Annotated in this window: 14 protein-coding genes and 1 other RNA gene; 4 read left to right on the top strand and 11 right to left on the bottom strand. The window is 69.0% G+C overall.

The window, feature by feature from the left end:
• Window positions 1-5 precede the first annotated feature (5 nt).
• From ACFQRE_RS14115 to ACFQRE_RS14085, 7 genes are all read right to left on the bottom strand, one after another.
• Entirely contained in the window at window positions 6-1,766 is a 1,761-nt protein-coding gene (locus tag ACFQRE_RS14115) for a DEAD/DEAH box helicase (protein ID WP_380123380.1), read from the bottom strand.
• A 110-nt stretch (window positions 1,767-1,876) separates the two neighbouring features.
• Window positions 1,877-2,845, bottom strand: a complete 969-nt coding sequence (locus ACFQRE_RS14110; protein ID WP_380123378.1) for a zinc metalloprotease — start codon at window positions 2,843-2,845, stop codon at window positions 1,877-1,879.
• Window positions 2,846-2,973: 128 nt separating this feature from the next.
• The gene (locus ACFQRE_RS14105) at window positions 2,974-3,264 is read right to left on the bottom strand and encodes a DUF3039 domain-containing protein (protein ID WP_380124280.1); all 291 of its coding nucleotides are present in this window, start codon (window positions 3,262-3,264) and stop codon (window positions 2,974-2,976) included.
• A gap of 50 nt (window positions 3,265-3,314) precedes the next feature.
• Window positions 3,315-3,872, bottom strand: a complete 558-nt coding sequence (locus ACFQRE_RS14100) for a YqgE/AlgH family protein (RefSeq protein WP_380123376.1) — start codon at window positions 3,870-3,872, stop codon at window positions 3,315-3,317.
• On the bottom strand, window positions 3,862-6,144 hold the full coding sequence (locus tag ACFQRE_RS14095) for a DEAD/DEAH box helicase (RefSeq protein WP_380123374.1): 2,283 nt from the start codon (window positions 6,142-6,144) through the stop codon (window positions 3,862-3,864). Before ACFQRE_RS14095 ends, ACFQRE_RS14100 begins: the two co-directional genes overlap by 11 nt.
• A 118-nt stretch (window positions 6,145-6,262) precedes the next feature.
• The gene (locus ACFQRE_RS14090) at window positions 6,263-6,625 is read right to left on the bottom strand and encodes a VanZ family protein (protein WP_380123372.1); all 363 of its coding nucleotides are present in this window, start codon (window positions 6,623-6,625) and stop codon (window positions 6,263-6,265) included.
• Window positions 6,622-8,088 carry an NAD-dependent malic enzyme gene (locus tag ACFQRE_RS14085; protein ID WP_380123370.1) on the bottom strand — a complete coding sequence of 489 codons (1,467 nt, stop codon included), beginning with the start codon at window positions 8,086-8,088 and terminating at the stop codon, window positions 6,622-6,624. Before ACFQRE_RS14085 ends, ACFQRE_RS14090 begins: the two co-directional genes overlap by 4 nt.
• Window positions 8,089-8,196: 108 nt before the next feature.
• On the opposite strand from ACFQRE_RS14085, the gene ACFQRE_RS14080 reads away from it, so the two are divergent.
• A complete protein-coding gene (locus ACFQRE_RS14080; RefSeq protein WP_380123368.1) occupies window positions 8,197-8,814 on the top strand; it encodes an SIMPL domain-containing protein in 618 nt (205 codons plus the stop codon).
• Window positions 8,811-9,473 (top strand): hypothetical protein, encoded by a 663-nt coding sequence (locus ACFQRE_RS14075; RefSeq protein ID WP_380123365.1) that lies wholly within the window; start codon window positions 8,811-8,813, stop codon window positions 9,471-9,473. Before ACFQRE_RS14080 ends, ACFQRE_RS14075 begins: the two co-directional genes overlap by 4 nt.
• Here the strand turns inward: ACFQRE_RS14075 and ACFQRE_RS14070 are convergent.
• The 3 genes from ACFQRE_RS14070 to ACFQRE_RS14060 form a co-directional block, all read right to left on the bottom strand.
• Complete coding sequence (locus ACFQRE_RS14070; protein WP_380123363.1) at window positions 9,430-10,266, bottom strand: phosphatase PAP2 family protein; 837 nt, start codon at window positions 10,264-10,266, stop codon at window positions 9,430-9,432. The genes ACFQRE_RS14075 and ACFQRE_RS14070 overlap by 44 nt on opposite strands.
• Window positions 10,267-10,378: 112 nt before the next feature.
• Window positions 10,379-10,745: a transfer-messenger RNA gene (gene ssrA, locus ACFQRE_RS14065) on the bottom strand.
• Between the two features lie 121 nt (window positions 10,746-10,866).
• Complete coding sequence (locus ACFQRE_RS14060; protein ID WP_380123361.1) at window positions 10,867-11,727, bottom strand: SDR family oxidoreductase; 861 nt, start codon at window positions 11,725-11,727, stop codon at window positions 10,867-10,869.
• Between the two features lie 108 nt (window positions 11,728-11,835).
• Between ACFQRE_RS14060 and ACFQRE_RS14055 the strand changes: the two genes are divergently transcribed.
• Complete coding sequence (locus tag ACFQRE_RS14055; RefSeq protein WP_380123359.1) at window positions 11,836-12,213, top strand: winged helix-turn-helix transcriptional regulator; 378 nt, start codon at window positions 11,836-11,838, stop codon at window positions 12,211-12,213.
• Between the two features lie 17 nt (window positions 12,214-12,230).
• On the opposite strand, the gene ACFQRE_RS14050 is transcribed toward ACFQRE_RS14055, so the two are convergent.
• Window positions 12,231-13,151: a phosphatidylinositol-specific phospholipase C/glycerophosphodiester phosphodiesterase family protein gene (locus ACFQRE_RS14050; protein WP_380123357.1), complete on the bottom strand. Its 921-nt coding sequence runs from the start codon at window positions 13,149-13,151 to the stop codon at window positions 12,231-12,233.
• 140 nt (window positions 13,152-13,291) lie between these two features.
• Between ACFQRE_RS14050 and ACFQRE_RS14045 the strand changes: the two genes are divergently transcribed.
• Window positions 13,292-16,690 (top strand): pyruvate carboxylase, encoded by a 3,399-nt coding sequence (locus ACFQRE_RS14045; RefSeq protein ID WP_380123355.1) that lies wholly within the window; start codon window positions 13,292-13,294, stop codon window positions 16,688-16,690.
• Window positions 16,691-16,697 lie beyond the last annotated feature (7 nt).

Here is a 16,697-nt window from a genome sequence, read left to right as displayed (position 1 = left end):
CTGCTTCACCTGCGACCGACGAACCAGAGCCTCAGCTTGTCGATGCGGCCGGCGACCTGCTCGGACGTCGCGGCCGCGAGTTCCGGTCCGCCACATGCCCGTCGGAGCTCCATGTGCACGTTGGCGTGGGGAGCTCCGCTCTTCTTGGCGTATGCCGCGACGAGCTGGTTGAGTTCCTTGCGTTGCGCTGCGAGCGCACGGTGCGCCGAGATCGGCGCCTCCGAGGCGCGCGGCTTGCGACCGGTCGCGTTGGACTGCTTGGCCTGTCGTTCGTGCAACAGGGCCGACACCTGGTCAGGTTCGAGCAACCCCGGAAGACCCAAGTAGTCCTGCTCCTCATCTGACCCGACATCGGCGTGCAGCCCGAACTGCTGCGCGTCGAAGAGCACGTGGTCGAAGTGCGCATCGGACTCGAGCGCCTCGAAGCTCTCCTCCTCCAGACCCATCGTCTTGTCGGTGCGGTTGGCAGCCGCGATGAGCCCCTCCTCCTCGGCCCACATCGACGCCTCGGCCTCGGGGTCGCTCTTGCGGTTGAGGGCATGGTCGCGCTCGAGCTCCATCGACGCGGCGTGCTCAAGGATCGTGGGCACCGACGGCAGGAAGACTGAGGCGGTCTCGCCCCGCTTGCGGGCGCGCACGAAGCGGCCGACCGCCTGCGCGAAGAAGAGCGGGGTGGACGTCGACGTGGCATAGACCCCGACGCAGAGCCGGGGCACGTCGACACCTTCGGACACCATGCGAACGGCGACCATCCAGCGCGAGTCGCTCGCGGCATACTCCTCGATCCGCTGGCTCGACCCGGTGTCGTCGGAGAGGACGACCGTGGTCTTCTCCCCGGTGATCGAGTGGAGGATCTTGGCGTAGGCGCGGGCCGTCGTCTGGTTCGTCGCAATGACGAGGCCACCGGCGTCGGGCACGTGGCGACGGACCTCGGTGAGGCGCTTGTCGGCCGCGGCGAGCACTGACGGCACCCACTCCCCCTTGGGGTCCAGCGCCGTGCGCCAGGCGTGGGCCGTCTGGTCCTTGGTGAGTGGCTCGCCGAGGCGGGCGGCGATCTCGTCACCGGCCTTGGTCCGCCAGCGCATCGCGCCGCCGTAGGCGAGGAAGAGCACGGGTCGGACGACAGCGTCACGCAGGGCGGCGGCATACCCGTAGGTGTAGTCGGCCGCGGAGCGGACGATCCCGGCCTCGTCCATCTCGTAGCGCACGAACGGGATCGGGTTGGAGTCCGAGCGGAACGGCGTCCCCGTGAGCGAGAGCCGCCGCGTCGCCGGCGTGAAGGCCACGCGGATCGCGTCACCCCAGCTGCGGGCGTCACCGCCGTGGTGGATCTCGTCGAGGATGACGAAGGTCGGGGTCGCCTCGGTCCGGCGCTGGTGGAGGTCCGGGCGTGCCGCGACCTGGGCGTAGGTCAGGGCGACACCGTCGTACTCGTGAGAGTGAACTGCGGTGGAGTTGGAGAACTTCGGGTCGAGCTGGATGCCCACGCGGGCCGCAGCCTCGGACCACTGCGTCTTGAGGTGCTCGGTCGGCGCAATGACCGTGATGGCCTTGACCTCGCCGCTCTCGAGCAGCTCCGCGGCGATCCGCAGGGCGTAGGTCGTCTTGCCTGCTCCTGGCGTCGCGACCGCGAGGAAGTCCTTGGCGTCCGCCTCGAGGTATGCCGTGAGGGCGTCCTGCTGCCAGGCGCGCAACTTTGCGGCGGTACCCCACGCGGCCCGCTCGGGGAAGGCGGGACTGAGGTGGCTGGCAGCAGAGGTACTCATCGGCTCCGCAAGGGTAACGAGGTTTGCGGGACGACATGCCGAGGGCCCGCCTCACGGACGGGCCCTCAGTGATGTGCTTGTCCCGTAACGGAACTCGCGGGAGCGTTGGATCAGCCGCGGAAGGCCACCCACGCGCTCTGCATGCGCGTCACCTGGCCCGTGGAGAAGTGGTCCATGCAGACGTCGGTGGTGTAGTCCATGAAGTTCTTGATCGGGTCGAGACCGGGCAGGGTGCACGTGTCACGACCGGTGGGGCAACCCGACGCAGGGCTGGCCTCGGCGGGGGTGTCGGTGACGTAGTCACCCGCGGTGTCCGAGCAGCCGCCCTGGAACGTGTGGTAGAGGTTCAGCCAGTGGCCGATCTCGTGGGTGGCCGTGTCGCCCAGGTTGTAGGGCGAGGCCGTGCCGCCGGGCAGGCTCTCGTCGAGGATGACGACGCCGTCCATGTAGGTCGTCCGCTTCGTCGGGAAGGTCGCCCAGCCGAGAAGGTTGCTGGCGAGGTTGGCCGTGTAGATGTTGAGATCCGACTTGTCACCCGTGTAGAGCGCGGACTTCATGTTGCGCTCAGCCGTGCTGCCGTGGTCGAGCCCGTTGTACCAGGTCGCGTTGTTCGTCGTCGTCGTCCCCTTGAGGGCGAAGGAGAAACCCGAGCCGGAGTATGCCGCGTTGAGGACGCTGATCTGTCCGTTGATCTCGCTCGCGCTCAGCACACCCTTGGAGCCGTCGGTGATCGTGTGCCAGTAGACGTCGATGACCGCCGGGGCGAAGGCGCCGCCGCCGCCGGGCCTCCTGGCCTCACCGGAGGCGTTGCGCTCGAGTCCCTTGGCGGCCAGCGCCTTGGCGAGCTGGGACTCCATGGCCTTGGCCTGCGCGGGCGTGACGTCGTGCGGGTCGCGGGCGCGCCCGGCGCTGCGACCGGCGACCTGGTCGGCGTGAACGTCGGTGGCGCACTCGGCCTTGACGCTGCTCTCACCGGCCGTCTGGATGGCGGACGCGCTGGAGACCCCGAGCCCCAGGCTTGCCGCGGACAGGATCGAGGCCGCGAGGATCGCGACGGAGCGCATTGGACGAACAGACATGTGGTGTCCCTTTCGGTTTGCACAAACCCCTGTGAGGTCTGGATCTCCCGAACCTAGCGACGCCGCCGGACCCACGGATACCACAGAAGTTCCATGACTCGGTCAAGGTTTGGCAAAGTCGATCTGGGTCACTCGCCGCCGTCCTGGGGCTTGCGCAGGCCTTCGTAGATCTCCTTGCACTCCGGGCACACCGGGAACTTCTTGGGGTCGCGACCGGGAACCCAGACCTTGCCGCACAGGGCCGTCACCGGTTCGCCGGACATGGCGGACTCGAGGATCTTCTCCTTGCGCACGTAGTGCGAGAAGCGCTCGTGGTCGCCGGGCTCCTGGACCTGCGGGATGGTCTCCTCGCGCTCGAGCAGGGCCGTCCTCGTCGAGGGTCCGGACGGCTGCTGTTGGGGGGCGTTGGGGTCGCTCATGGGCGTCAGTGGGTCACTCACCCGTCCAGAGTACGTCGGGTCACTGGGCTTCAGTTGAGCTCGGGGTCCGACGGGAAGTAGGCGACGAAGGCCAGTTCGCCGCGTTGGCGACGGAGCACCTGCTCCCACAGGTGGCCGGGGTCCCCGGTGAGCAGGTCATCGGACTGGGAGTCGACGACCATCCACGAGCCACGACGCAACTCGCCCTCGAGCTGCCCACTGGACCACCCGGCATACCCGGCAAAGATCCGCAGGCCGCCCACCTCCGGCATGACGAGCGTGGGCGGGGTGTCGAGGTCGACGATCGCGAACGAGCCGAAGAGCCACTTGCTCCCAGGTGGCTCCGCCTCGCCGCGGAAGGTGGCCAGTGCCAGAGCCGAGTCCAGCTGGACCGGGCCACCCTGGAAGAGCGTCTGCGGCGAGGCGATGTGCTCACCCCACCCGGGCAGCACGGAATCGACATCGGCGCCCAGGGGCTTGTTGAGCACAACCCCTTGGGCGCCGTTGTCGTCGTGTTGGAGCACGAGGATCACGCTGCGGTGAAACACCCCGTCATCGAGCTGCGGGGTGGAGACGAGAAGTCGTCCCGTCGTGCTGTCAGCGTCCACGGTTCCATTCTGCACGGCCACCCGCGCGGCTGCCGGCACCCCGGCGTTCGCCACCGCGAGGAGCGCCGGAGCCGCCACCCGACCCGCCCTGGTAGCCACGCGAGGCACCCTGGAAACGACGCGGCGGGCCACCGGGACGACGGCCACGCTGCTCCTTGGCCTCGAGGAGCGGCATCCAGACGTGGTCGGCCACGGGGACACCGGACGGCATACGTCCGCCGGCGGCCTCGACGTTGTGGTCACCGGGGATGACGCGGATGGGCTCGACGTCCAGGCCAGCAGCCTCGGCGAGACGGGCCATCGTCCGCTTCTGGTGCGGGAGGGCGAAGGTCACGACGGTGCCCTTCTCCCCCGCACGAGCGGTGCGGCCAGCGCGGTGCAGGTAGTCCTTGTGGTCCGCGGGCGGGTCGGCCTGCAGGACGAGACCGATGTCATCGACGTGGATGCCGCGGGCGGCGACGTCGGTGGCGACGAGCACGGGCAGCGATCCGTCACGGAAGGCGCCGAGCGCGCGGTTGCGCAGGTTCTGCGACAGACCACCGTGGATGGCCGCCGCGAGGACGCCCTTCTCCCGCAGCTCGCGGGCAATGCGGTCGGCGCCGAGCTGGGTGCGCACGAAGACCACGGTGCGACCAGCGCGTGAGGCGAGCTCGGCCGTGAGCTGCTTCTTGTTGTTGGGGTCGATGAGCATGATGTGGTGGCTCATCGTCGTGACGCTGGCCTGCGCGTCCTCGGTCGAGTGCGTGACCGGGTCGCTGAGGTAGCGGTCGACGAGCTTGTCGATGCCCTTGTCGAGCGTCGCCGAGAAGAGCAGTCGCTGACCGCCGGCGGGAATCTTGTCGAGGATCGCGGTGACCTCGGGCATGAAGCCCATGTCGGCCATGTGGTCGGCCTCGTCGAGGATCACGACCTGGACGTCGTCCAGCTCGCAGGAACCACGCTCGATGAGGTCGTTGAGGCGACCGGGCGTGGCAACGAGGATGTCGATGCCGCTCTTGAGGGCCCGGACCTGCGGCTCGTAGGACAGGCCCCCGGCGACGAGCTTGTGACGCAGCCCGGTGACGTGGACGAGCGGCTCGAGGGCGTCACTCACCTGCATGGCGAGCTCACGCGTCGGCACCATGATGAGGGCACGCGGTCGCTTGGGCGCGGGGCGAGTTCCGTCGACGAGACGGGTGATCGTCGGCAGGCCGAACGCGAGCGTCTTGCCCGAGCCGGTCTGGCCGCGACCGAGGACGTCGCGACCCGCGAGCGCGTCGGGGATCGTGGCTTCCTGGATCGGGAACGGCGAGGTGATGCCGTCGCGGGCGAGGCGCTCCACGAGACGGGCGTCGACACCGAGCCTGGCGAAGCCGTTCTCCTGCGTGACCTCGGCCGGGCCGGTGCCCTTCTTGGACTCGTACTTCACCCAGGTGTCGGCCTGGGCGCGCTCGGCCTCGGCCTCTTCGAAGGTGCGCTGCTCGGGCAGGTCGTGGCGACGCTCGTCGAAATGACGGCCCTCGTGGCGGTCACGACGCACCGGGTCGGCAACGCGACGCGCAGGGGTGTCGCTGTCACGACGGAACGGCGGTCGGCCGTCGCGGCGTTCGCCGTAGTTGGAGGTGGGGCGGCTGCCGCGGTCGTCGCGACGGGGGCCTGCGTATCCGGGGCGCGCGTTGCGCTCGCCGCGGTCGGGGCTGCCGTATGCCGGGCGGTCACCGCGGTCGGGCCGGTCGCCACGGTCGTCACGACGGGGTGCCGAGGCGCCACGGTCGTCACGACCCTGGTAGCCGCCACGAGAGTCGGGGCGACTGTCGGTGCGGCTGTCGGTGCGGCTGTCGCGACCCTGGTAGCCACCGCGCGAGTCCGGACGGGAATCGGAGCGGTTGCCCTGGTAGCCACCACGGGAGTCGGAACGGTCGTCACGACGAGGAGCCGAGGAACTGCGGTCGTCACGACGCTGGCCGTAGGCGGGACGCTCGCCGCGGCTGTCGCCACGAGAGTCGGAACGCGTGTCCCGACCCTGGTAGCCACTGCGGCTGTCGCCACGCGAGTCGGAACGGTCGTCGCGACGCTCGGGGCGGGCTGCACTGTCGGGGCGGGCACCACGCTCGGGGCGGGCGCCTCGGTCCTCGCGGTCCCAGCGGGGGCTGCGCTCGGCGCGGGGCGCCTTGGTGCGGGGGCCTTCGGGCTGACCGCGGTGGGTCTTCTTGGGACCCTTGGACTGCGCCGCAGACTTCTGCGACGAGGTCCAACGCGGCTTCTTGCCGCCTGAGGAAATCTTCTTGGGCATGCTGAATCACTCGATCCGAGTCGATGGTGGGGGCGTATACGGCCCTCCACGCGACGTCTGTGTCAACGAGATTCAACGGGCTGGAACGCGGGCGCCGGAAGTGGCGCAAGGGTCCATCCTACCAGCGTTCGGTCTGCTCCCTGTTCAGGGCGAGGTGGGCCGCGGCGGCTCCGAGCGCCATCCCGACGAGGTCGGCGACGACGTCCCACGGGTCACCCGAACGGTGCGGCAGCAGGGCCCACTGGAGGAGCTCGCTCACCGGAGCGTGCAACGCCAGCACGGCGATGACGGGCACCCACGGCAAGCGGGCCAGCAACGCGAAGAACACGGGCAACGCGAAGATCGAGCAGTGGACCAGCTTGTCGAAGTTCGGGAACGGCGAGGCGCCCCCACCGGACGGCGAATAGAGCAGGACGAACTGGAGCACCACGGCCACGAGGACCGGCGCGTAGGACCAGCGGCGAGACCGATCGACCGTCACGCCAACGCGGTGGTGGATGCCGACAGTGACGCGTCTGGCTCCTGGGGAACCGCAACAGCACCGGCAGCGGCCAGCGCGGCCTTGGAGACGGCAGCGGCCACGACGCCAGCCACGTCCGGGTGGAAGACGCTCGGGATGATGTAGGTCGCGTTGCGCTCCTCGTCCTTGACCACGGCAGCGAGCGCGTCGGCAGCCGCGAGGAGCACCTCGGGCGTGAGCACCTTGGAACCCGAGTCGAGCAGCCCGCGGAACACACCGGGGAAGACGAGGACGTTGTTGATCTGGTTCGAGAAGTCCGAGCGACCGGTCGCGACGACAGCTGCGTACTTGGACGCCTCGATCGGGTCGACCTCGGGCGTCGGGTTGGCCATCGCGAACACGACGGCGTCGTGGGCCATCGTCGCGATGTCCTCGCCGGTGAGGATGTTGGGCGCCGAGACGCCGAGGAAGACGTCGGCGCCGGCAAGGGCCTCGACGAGCGTGCCGGAGAGTCCCTGCGGGTTGGTGTTCTCGGCGATCCACGCCTGGTTGGGGTGCTCCCCCGACACGACGTCGTCACGGTCCTTGTGGATGACGCCGTGGTAGTCGGCCACCACGACGTTGCGCAGACCGGCATACAGAAGCAGCTTGAGGATCGCAGTGCCGGCAGCGCCGGCGCCACTCATGACGAGCGTGACCTCCTCGAGCTTCTTGCCGACGACGGCGAGCGCGTTGCGCATGGCCGCGAGGCAGACGATCGCGGTGCCGTGCTGGTCGTCGTGGAAGACGGGGATGTCGAGTTCCTCGCGCAGCCGGGCCTCGATCTCGAAGCAGCGCGGCGCCGAGATGTCCTCGAGGTTGATGCCGGCGAAGACGGGAGAGATGGCCTTGACCGCGGTGATGATCTCCTCGGTGTCGGTCGTGTCGAGGCAGATCGGGAAGGCGTCGATGTCGGCAAAACGCTTGAACAGTGCGGCCTTGCCCTCCATGACCGGCAGGGCAGCGAGCGGGCCGATGTCGCCCAGGCCCAGGACGGCGGTGCCATCGGTGACGACGGCGACCGTGTTGCGCTTGATCGTCAGGCGACGCGCGTCCTCGGGGTTCGCGGCGATCGCGAGGCAGACGCGGGCGACACCCGGGGTGTAGATGAGGGACAGGTCGTCACGGTTGCGGATCGGGACCTTGGACTCGATGCTCAGCTTGCCGCCCAGGTGCATGAGGAAGGTGCGGTCCGAGACCTTGCCGATCTCGACACCCTCGACCGTGCGCATGCGTTCGACGATCTCGTCGGCGTGGCCCGGGTCGCGCGTCATGAGGGTCACGTCGACCCGGATGCGTTCGTGACCGGACGCCGTGACGTCGAGGCCGGTCACCACTCCCCCTGCCTGCTCCACGACGCTGGTGAGCTCGCTGACGGCGGTGGCTCGCGCGGGGGCGATCAGTCGGACGGTGACGGAGTTCGCGGCAGACGGCAGTGCGGGCATGGACACGATTCAACCCGCTACTGACGAGTTCGGTCGCATTGTGTTCATAGAGCACAGGCGTGGTGAACGCGCCCACCCCACCACGTCAGCGGACCTACAGTTGCCCCCATGACCGATCACGTCGAAGTCACCGGCCGCGGAGCGAGCCACGTCGTCCCCGACCTCGTCATCGTGAGGGCCCGCGTGCAGTCCGATGCCAAGGATGTCGCCTCCGCCCTGACGGAGTCGTCCAGCCGCACCGCCGCGGCACTGCAGGCGGCCTCCGACCACGGCATCGAGGCGCGTGACCGCCGCACCGACGACGTCGGGATCCACCCTCGCCACGACAACAACGGCCGCAAGGTCATCGGCTACACGGCATACCAGGCGTTCCGACTCACGGTCCGCGATCGTGACCGCGTCGGCGACCTCCTCCAGGCCCTGGCCGGAGCCGCAGGCGACGCCCTGGCCGTCGACGGGATCGAGATGGCCGCCGACCAGACCGACGAGGCAGTCGCCGCAGCACGCGATGCGGCCTTCGAGGATGCGCGCACCCGCGCCGCCCAGTTCGCCCGCCTCGCTGGCACTGAGCTCGGCAAGGTCATCCACATCCACGAAGGCGGAGTCGCCGACCAGATTCCGCGACCGATGTACGCCCGCTCGGCCGACATGGCCGGCTCCATGCCGATCGAGGGGGGCACCCAGGCGATCTCCACGACCGTGACCGTCCGTTGGGAACTGGCTTGAGCTGGGTCGACGCCCTCGGCTGGTTCGGGTCGGCGCTGCTCGTCTTCTCGCTCCTGCAGGCGCGCATCCTGCGCCTGCGCCTCCTCAACACCGTGGCCTGCGTCATCCTCATCGTCTTCAACGCCGTCCTCGGCATCTGGCCGATGGTCGCGATGAACATCGTCCTCTCCGCGATCAACCTCTGGTTCATCGCCAGGATGCTGCGCGAGAAGAACGACGCGAGCGCGTTCGCGGTCATCGAGGTCAAGGAGGACGACGCCTACGTGCAGCACTTCCTCGAGGTCCAGCACGGCGACATCGCGAAGTTCAACCCCGGCTTCAGCGGGGTCACCGAATCAGCCGGGCGTTTCGCCTACCTCGTCCTCCACGGGCACGAGACCGTCGGCGTCGTCGTCGTCCGCGATGCTGGTGACGGTGTGGGACAGGTCGAGCTCGACTACGTGACCGAGCGCTACCGCGACTTCACTCCCGGCGAGTTCGTCTGGCGCCACAGCGGCCTCTTCGCCGGCCACGGCTGGCGCACCATTCGCACCCCTGACGCCATGGTGGGCGCCTACTACGAGAAGCTCGGCTTCCGTCGCGATGGCGAGGCGTGGGCGCTCGACATCGCCGGAGTCACGCGGCCGTCGACCGAGAGCGACGCCGTCGATCCAGCGTGATCATCACCCGGTGACCGGTGATGACGCTCGCCAGCCAGCCGAGCCCGATGGCCCAGCCGGCGACGACGTCGGTGAGCCAGTGATGACCGAGGAAGACGCGTGACAGCCCCATCGCCACGATGAGGATGCCGAGTGTCACGACGGCCAGCACCCGCCACCGCTTTCGTCGCGCCCAGACAACGAGCAGGTATGCCGTGAGACCCAGGACCACGGTCGCGTTCAGTGTGTGCCCCGAAGGAAAGCTCGCCGAGGTCTCATAGGGCGGCACCGCGAGCGCCTGCGGTGGCCGCGCGCGTCCCGTGAGCTCCTTGCCCGACACGGTGATGAGGAGCGAACCCACGCTGGCGATCGCCATGAGGATCAGCGGAGTCCAGCGACGCCACGCCAGCGCGATGGCGACGGCCACGACAACGGCGATGACCGGCATACCCACCTTGCCGCCGAGGTCGGTGAAGTCGGTGGCCAGCTGCGCGGTCAGAGGTGTGCGGGCTCGCACCGCGGCATCCAGGACCGGCTGGTCGATCATCGCGATGCCGTCCTTGTCGACGACGTCCTCATAGACCTCGGCCGAGAGCCCGGTGAACCCCCACGCGAGGGCGAGGCCGATCCCGACAGTGAGGACCAGGGCAACGTTGGCAGCCGACCAGCGCGCGGCCCGGCCGATGACCTCCGCGATGTGCACCAGCCACCCGGCGACGAGTCGGCCTGCGGCAGAACGCCATTGGGCCAGGTCACGGGTGCCGACCTGCTCGTCCTCGCGTGGTGGGGTGCGCTGGGAGTGTGCGGACGGCATACGCGATCGTCACACATGGGCGGGTGCGGACACGAACCCCCGGACACACGAACACCCGGTGCGATCAGCGTTGCTGACCGACCGGGTGTCGATGATGGTGGGATGACCACGGTGGTGGAGGTGGCGGGAATCGAACCCGCGTCCACTGACGGGAAACCAAGACTTCTCCGGGTGCAGTGCGCTAAGGAATTTCTCGGCCCCAGGGCTCGCGCGCACACGTTCCCTGACAGGCCCAGTCGGATTAAGTCCCACGCCACCCCCCGACAAGAGTGACGCAGCCAGTTCTCTAGATGGCGCCAGGCACTGAGTCGAGATCTAGCTCAGGCTGACGGACTTCGGAGCTCGCTCAGGCGGCGAGGGCGAAGTCGGTGCGCTTGGAGTTGGCACCTATTGGTTTGCACGGATCGTTAACGAGATAACCGTGCATCCTCGACCCGCTTCCCTTGACCTGCCGATCAATGTCGAAACCGATCACCCCCGTGAGGGGGCTCATCCCACGCTGTTCAGTTGTGTCTTCGAACTGTACCTTCCAACGCGCGGCGGCCTCGAATCATTTCGTGGCCGCCGCGCGACGGCTCGGACCAGAACTCGGACAAGAAGTCAGACGAGGGCGGCCTTGAGCGCCTCGTGGAGGGACGTCGTCGGGCGGCCGATGAGCCGCGACAGGTCCCCGGACTCGACGAGGAGCCCACCCTGCTTGAGTCCGTCGTCGCTCGAGGCGAGCAGGTCGGCGTAGCCCTGCGGCAGGCCGGCCCCGACCAGGGCGGCGCTGTAGTCGGCCACGGACAGATCGCGATAGGTCACAGGGGTGCTCGTCGCGACGGACAGCGCGGCGGCATACTCCCCCATCGTGAACGCGTCGTCGGAGCCCAGCTCGTAGACCTGCCCGGCCTGGTCGTTTGCCGTGATGACAGCGGCTGCGGCCTCGGCGTAGTCGGCGCGAGTGGCCGCGCTGACACGTCCCTCGCCCGCTGCACCGAGGACGACACCGTGCTCGAGCTGCACAGGGATCTGGGCGGTGTAGTTCTCGACGTACCAGGAGTTGCGCAGGAGCGCCGTCGGCAGACCTGACGCCGCGAGTGCCTTCTCGGTGGCCTTGTGCTCGGCGGCGAGAGCGAGTGGAGAGGTGTCGGCACGCACGATGCTCGTGTAGGCGACGAGCTCGACGTTCGCGCGGGCGGCGGCGTCGATGACGTTCTGGTGCTGGGCCACGCGCTGCCCGACCTCGCTGCCCGAGATGAAGAGGACGCGGTTGACGCCGGCGAAGGCAGCGTCGAGGGAGGCCGGGTCCTCGAAGGTGCCGACGCGAATCTCGACGCCTCGGTCGGCGATGTCGGCGGCCTGGGCGGGGTCACGCACGAGGGCCACGACGTCGGAGGGCGCGACTGCGCGCGCGAGGAGCGAGTCGATGGCGAGGCGGCCGAGCTGTCCGGTGGCGCCGGTGACGAGAATCGTGGTCATGGGGTGAGGCCTTTCGAGGTGATGGCAATGACGCTGACACCCGAAGAACGACTTGCACCACGGCATACTTCCCAAGAGTTAGTACCCACTTTGAAGTAAGGTACGCACATGAAGGTGAGCCCCAGGCTGCGCGAGTTCTTTCCGGACGCCGTCTTCGCCGCGGGCTGCCCGAGCCGCACCGTCCTCGACCACGTCATGAGCAAGTGGGGCCTGCTGATCCTGCTCTCGCTCGGCGACGGCGAGCCGCTGCGCTGGAGCGAGTTGCGGCGCCGCGCCGAAGGGGTCAGCGAGAAGATGCTCGCCCAGACCCTGCGCACCCTCGTCGCCGACGGGTTCGTCCTGCGCGACGCGCGTCCGGTCGTGCCGCCGCACGTCGAGTACTCGCTGACGCCGCGCGGAATCGAGCTCGCGGCTCTGCTCAACCCGCTCATGGTGTGGGTCGTCCAGAACGCCCCCGAGATCCTCGAAGACGCCGCCGCCTCCTGATCCCCGAACTCCCTCGATCAGGCGGCGCGAGCGGCGTGCTGCTCGGCCGGGTCCTCGGCGAGCAGGAAGCGCTGCAGCGCCGCCAGGTCATCGGTGTTGAGGACGTCGACGTCGGCGGCGACGAGCTCACGCCAGACCGCCTCGCGGTTGGGCAGCGCGAGGTCGGGCGTCGCCCAGAAGCGCACCTGCTGGCCGTGGGCGTGGGCGGTGGCGACGATGTCGTGGAGCTTGGCGCGCTCCGCCGCAGGCATCTCACCGACGCCCTGCCACGTGAAGAACTTCGTCCAGTTGTCGCTGATGAGCGGCACGAGCCTTGCAGGGAGAGGCCCGCCGAGGTCGCTCATCCGACCGTCGTAGAACGAGAACCGGGTCGTCGCCGCCTGCATCGCCGGGAGGTCGCGGTTGCCGGAGATGACCGCCGTCACCGCGCGCTCGTGGACACGTCCCTGACGGGACGCGGAGAACAGCTGCGGGTATGCCGCGAGCTGCTTCTCGATGACCGGCCAGGCCGCCGGGCCGTTGCTCTTGACGTCGACGAGGAGGCGGAAGTCGGCCCGCCACTGCGGGTGGATCGCGCCGCCGTTCTCGCGGAAACGCTGGGCGAGCGGCTCGAGGTACTCGGCGCGCAACGTGCGGTCGAGATCGGGGCCGTCGTGACCGAGGTAGAGCTCGCCGTCGACGAGCCAGACGTCCGCCTCGGCCGAGGTGAACCCGTGGTCGAGCGCGTCGAGGAGCGGCCGGTCGTGCTCGTAGTCGTTGTGGGCGTGCGCCCGCTCCAGGGGCTGCACGCTCGAGCGTGGGGCCTGGGCGATGGCGGAAATCGACAGCGCACCAGCAGCAGGCAAGGCCGCCGCAGAAGCCGCCGGTGAGGCGACGAGACCGGTGCCGAGCAGGGCGGCGAGAAGGACGGCAGGGCGAGGGAACGGCATACGTGGCATGTCCGACACCCTGCCCCCGTCCGGTGAATCGCACGCGTCGAGGAGACGAACAGGTCCGCAATCTGAGCAGACCGTCTCACCCCGTGAGAGCGATCACTAGGATTTCGGGCAACCGTCCGCCACCCCCACGGAGGTATGCCGTGTTCCGCAAGGTCCTTGTCGCCAACCGAGGCGAAATCGCCGTCCGGGCGTTTCGCGCCGCCACCGAGCTCGGCGCGAAGACGGTCGCCGTCTTCCCCCATGAGGACCGCAACTCCGAGCACCGGCTGAAGGCGGACGAGTCGTATCAGATCGGCGAGGTAGGGCACCCGGTGCGGGCCTACCTCGACCACGAGAACATCGTGCGGGTCGCGGTCGAATGCGGGGCCGACGCGATCTACCCGGGCTACGGCTTCCTCTCCGAGAACCCGCTGCTCGCCGAAGAAGCCGCCGCTCACGGCATCACCTTCATCGGCCCGCCGCCCAAGGTCCTTCACCTCACCGGCAACAAGGCCAAGGCCATCGCCGCCGCGCGCGAAGCGGGCCTGCCGACGCTGCGCGGATCCGAGGCCGGGACCGACCTCGACGCGCTCGAGGCGGCAGCCGCAGACTTCAGCTTTCCCTTGTTCGTCAAGGCGGTCTCCGGAGGCGGCGGCCGAGGCATGCGTCGCGTCGACGACGCCGCCCACCTGCGCGACGCCCTCGAGGCCGCCCAGCGCGAGGCCGACGCGGCCTTCGGCGACCCGACGCTCTACATCGAGGAAGCGGTGATCGACCCGCGGCACATCGAGGTCCAGATCCTCAGCGATGGCACCGGCACGATCGACGGCGAAACCGGCATCCTCCACCTCTTCGAGCGCGACTGCTCCGTGCAGCGCCGCCACCAGAAGGTCGTCGAGATCGCGCCGGCGCCCAACCTCGACCCCGACACCCGAGTGCAGATGTGCGCCGATGCGGTGCGCTTCGCACGAGAGATCGGCTACGTCAACGCCGGCACCGTCGAGTTCCTTCTCGGCAAGGACGGCCGCTACGTCTTCATCGAGATGAACCCGCGCATCCAGGTCGAGCACACCGTCACCGAAGAGGTCACTGACATCGACCTCGTGGTCTCGCAGATGCGCATCGCTTCGGGCGAGACCTTCGAGGACCTCGACCTGCGCCAGGAGGACATCGTCGTGCGGGGGTTTGCCCTGCAGTGCCGGATCACGACCGAGGACCCGTCCAACGGGTTCCGACCCGATGCAGGCACCATCACCGTCTATCGCTCGGCCGGCGGTGGCGGGGTGCGCCTCGACGGTGGCACGGTCTTCGTGGGCGCCAAGGTCTCGGCCCACTTCGACTCGATGCTCGTCAAGCTCACCTGTCGCGGGCGGTCGTTCCCCATGGCCGTCCGGCGGGCGCGAAGGGCGTTGGCAGAGTTCCGAATTCGCGGCGTTTCCACCAACATCCGCTTCCTCGAGGGCGTCCTTGCCGACCCCGTGTTCCAGGCCGGCGAAGCCACGACGTCGTTCATCGATGAGCGGCCCGAGTTGCTCACGGCTCGCACTCCGGCCGACCGCGGCACCAAGCTGCTCACCTATCTCGCCGACCTCACGGTCAACCAGCCGAATGGGCCGGCCCGCACGACCCTGAGGCCGCGCACCAAGCTGCCTGTCCTCGACGTGGACGCACCAGTGCCACCCGGCTCGCGGGACCTGCTCCAGCGGGTCGGGCCCGGCCAGTTCGCCCGCCAGCTGCGCGAGCGCACCGACGTCGCCGTCACGGACACGACCTTCCGCGACGCCCACCAGTCCCTGCTCGCGACGCGCATGCGCACCCGCGACCTGCTCCACGTCGCCGGACACGTCTCGCGGCTCACCCCCGAGCTGCTGTCGATGGAGGCCTGGGGCGGAGCGACCTATGACGTGGGACTGCGCTTCCTCAGTGAGGACCCGTGGGAGCGACTCGCCCTCCTGCGTGAGGCGATGCCCAACATCCCGTTGCAGATGCTGCTGCGCGGTCGCAACACCGTGGGCTACACGCCCTACCCGACCAAGGTCACCGATGTCTTCGTGCAGGAGGCGGCCCGCACCGGACTCGACATCTTCAGGATCTTCGACTCGCTCAACGACGTGAGCCAGATGCGTCCCGCGGTCGAAGCCGTCCTCGCCACCGACACCGCCGTTGCCGAGGTCGCGCTCTGCTACACCGGCAACCTCAGTGACCCAGGCGAGAAGCTCTACACGCTCGACTACTACTTGCGGCTCGCCGAGCAGATCGTCGACACCGGCGCCCACGTCCTCGCGATCAAGGACATGGCGGGACTCCTGCGCGCCCCGGCTGCTCGCACGCTCGTCACCGCGCTCCGCGAGCGTTTCGACCTGCCCGTCCACCTTCACACCCACGACACCGCCGGCGGCCAGATCGGCACCCTCCTCGCGGCCATCGATGCCGGCGTGGACGCGGTCGACGCCGCCTGTGCCGCCATGGCCGGGACGACGAGCCAGCCGTCCCTCTCGGCCCTTGTCGCCGCGACCGACGGCACCGACCGTCCAACCGGGCTCGACATCGACAACGTCTTCGCCCTCGAGCCCTACTGGGAGGCCGTGCGTCAGCTCTACGCCCCCTTCGAGTCCGGACTGCCCTCCCCCACCGGCCGCGTCTACTTCCACGAGATCCCCGGCGGTCAGCTCTCGAACCTGCGCCAGCAGGCCATCGCTCTGGGGCTCGGCGACCGCTTCGAGGACATCGAGGACATGTATGCCGCGGCCAACCGGATCCTCGGCAACCTCGTCAAGGTCACCCCGAGCAGCAAGGTCGTCGGCGACCTCGCTCTCGCTCTCGTCGGGGCGAGCGCCGACCCGGACGACTTCGAGCAGAACCCCACGAAGTACGACATCCCGGACTCCGTCATCGGCTTCCTCGAGGGTGAGCTCGGTGACCCACCCGGTGGCTGGCCCGAGCCCTTCCGGACCAAGGCACTCCAGGGTCGCAAGGGCAAGCCGCGCGTCACCGAGCTGACGCCGGAGCAGGAGCAGGCGCTCGACGACAGCCCGCGCGCCACGCTCAACGAACTGCTCTTCCCTGGGCCGACGAAGGACTACCTGCTGTCGCGCGAGCGCTATGGCGACCTGTCCGTGCTCGGCACGGTCGAGTTCCTCCACGGGCTCGACCAGGACCGCGAGTACGAAGTCGAGATCGAGGCCGGCAAGCGGCTGCTTCTCGGCGTGTCCTCGATCGGTGACGCCGACGCCAAGGGCATGCGCACCGTCATGTGCACCCTCAACGGTCAGTTCCGTCCGATCACGGTGCGCGACAAGGCCATCAAGGTCGATGTCAAGACCGCTGAGAAGGCCGAAGCCGGCAATGCCGCGCACATCCCCGCACCCTTCGCAGGGGTTGTCACACCGGTCGTCGCCGAGGGCGACACCGTCGAGGTGGGCGCCGTCGTCGCGACGATCGAGGCGATGAAGATGGAGGCCAACATCACCGCCCCCATCGCCGGGACGGTGGAGCGGCTCGCCATCGGTGGCCACCAACAGGTGGAAGGTGGGGACCTACTTCTCGTCCTGAAGGGTTAACCTGAGG

It is taken from the genome of Knoellia pratensis (genome assembly GCF_042666395.1).
Classification (GTDB): domain Bacteria; phylum Actinomycetota; class Actinomycetes; order Actinomycetales; family Dermatophilaceae; genus Knoellia; species Knoellia pratensis.
Note: the sequence above shows the minus strand (reverse complement) of the source record. Positions and strands in the feature narration are given on the sequence as shown.

What these genes read in the sequence shown, in the direction of transcription:
- ACFQRE_RS14115 (WP_380123380.1), bottom strand. Translation starts at nt 1,766, where the DNA reads ATGAGTACCTCTGCTGCCAGCCACCTCAGTCCCGCCTTCCCCGAGCGG.
- ACFQRE_RS14110 (WP_380123378.1), bottom strand. Translation starts at nt 2,845, where the DNA reads ATGTCTGTTCGTCCAATGCGCTCCGTCGCGATCCTCGCGGCCTCGATC.
- ACFQRE_RS14105 (WP_380124280.1), bottom strand. Translation starts at nt 3,264, where the DNA reads ATGAGCGACCCCAACGCCCCCCAACAGCAGCCGTCCGGACCCTCGACG.
- ACFQRE_RS14095 (WP_380123374.1), bottom strand. Translation starts at nt 6,144, where the DNA reads ATGCCCAAGAAGATTTCCTCAGGCGGCAAGAAGCCGCGTTGGACCTCG.
- ACFQRE_RS14085 (WP_380123370.1), bottom strand. Translation starts at nt 8,088, where the DNA reads ATGCCCGCACTGCCGTCTGCCGCGAACTCCGTCACCGTCCGACTGATC.
- ACFQRE_RS14080 (WP_380123368.1), top strand. Translation starts at nt 8,197, where the DNA reads ATGACCGATCACGTCGAAGTCACCGGCCGCGGAGCGAGCCACGTCGTC.
- ACFQRE_RS14070 (WP_380123363.1), bottom strand. Translation starts at nt 10,266, where the DNA reads ATGCCGTCCGCACACTCCCAGCGCACCCCACCACGCGAGGACGAGCAG.
- ACFQRE_RS14060 (WP_380123361.1), bottom strand. Translation starts at nt 11,727, where the DNA reads ATGACCACGATTCTCGTCACCGGCGCCACCGGACAGCTCGGCCGCCTC.
- ACFQRE_RS14055 (WP_380123359.1), top strand. Translation starts at nt 11,836, where the DNA reads ATGAAGGTGAGCCCCAGGCTGCGCGAGTTCTTTCCGGACGCCGTCTTC.
- ACFQRE_RS14050 (WP_380123357.1), bottom strand. Translation starts at nt 13,151, where the DNA reads ATGCCACGTATGCCGTTCCCTCGCCCTGCCGTCCTTCTCGCCGCCCTG.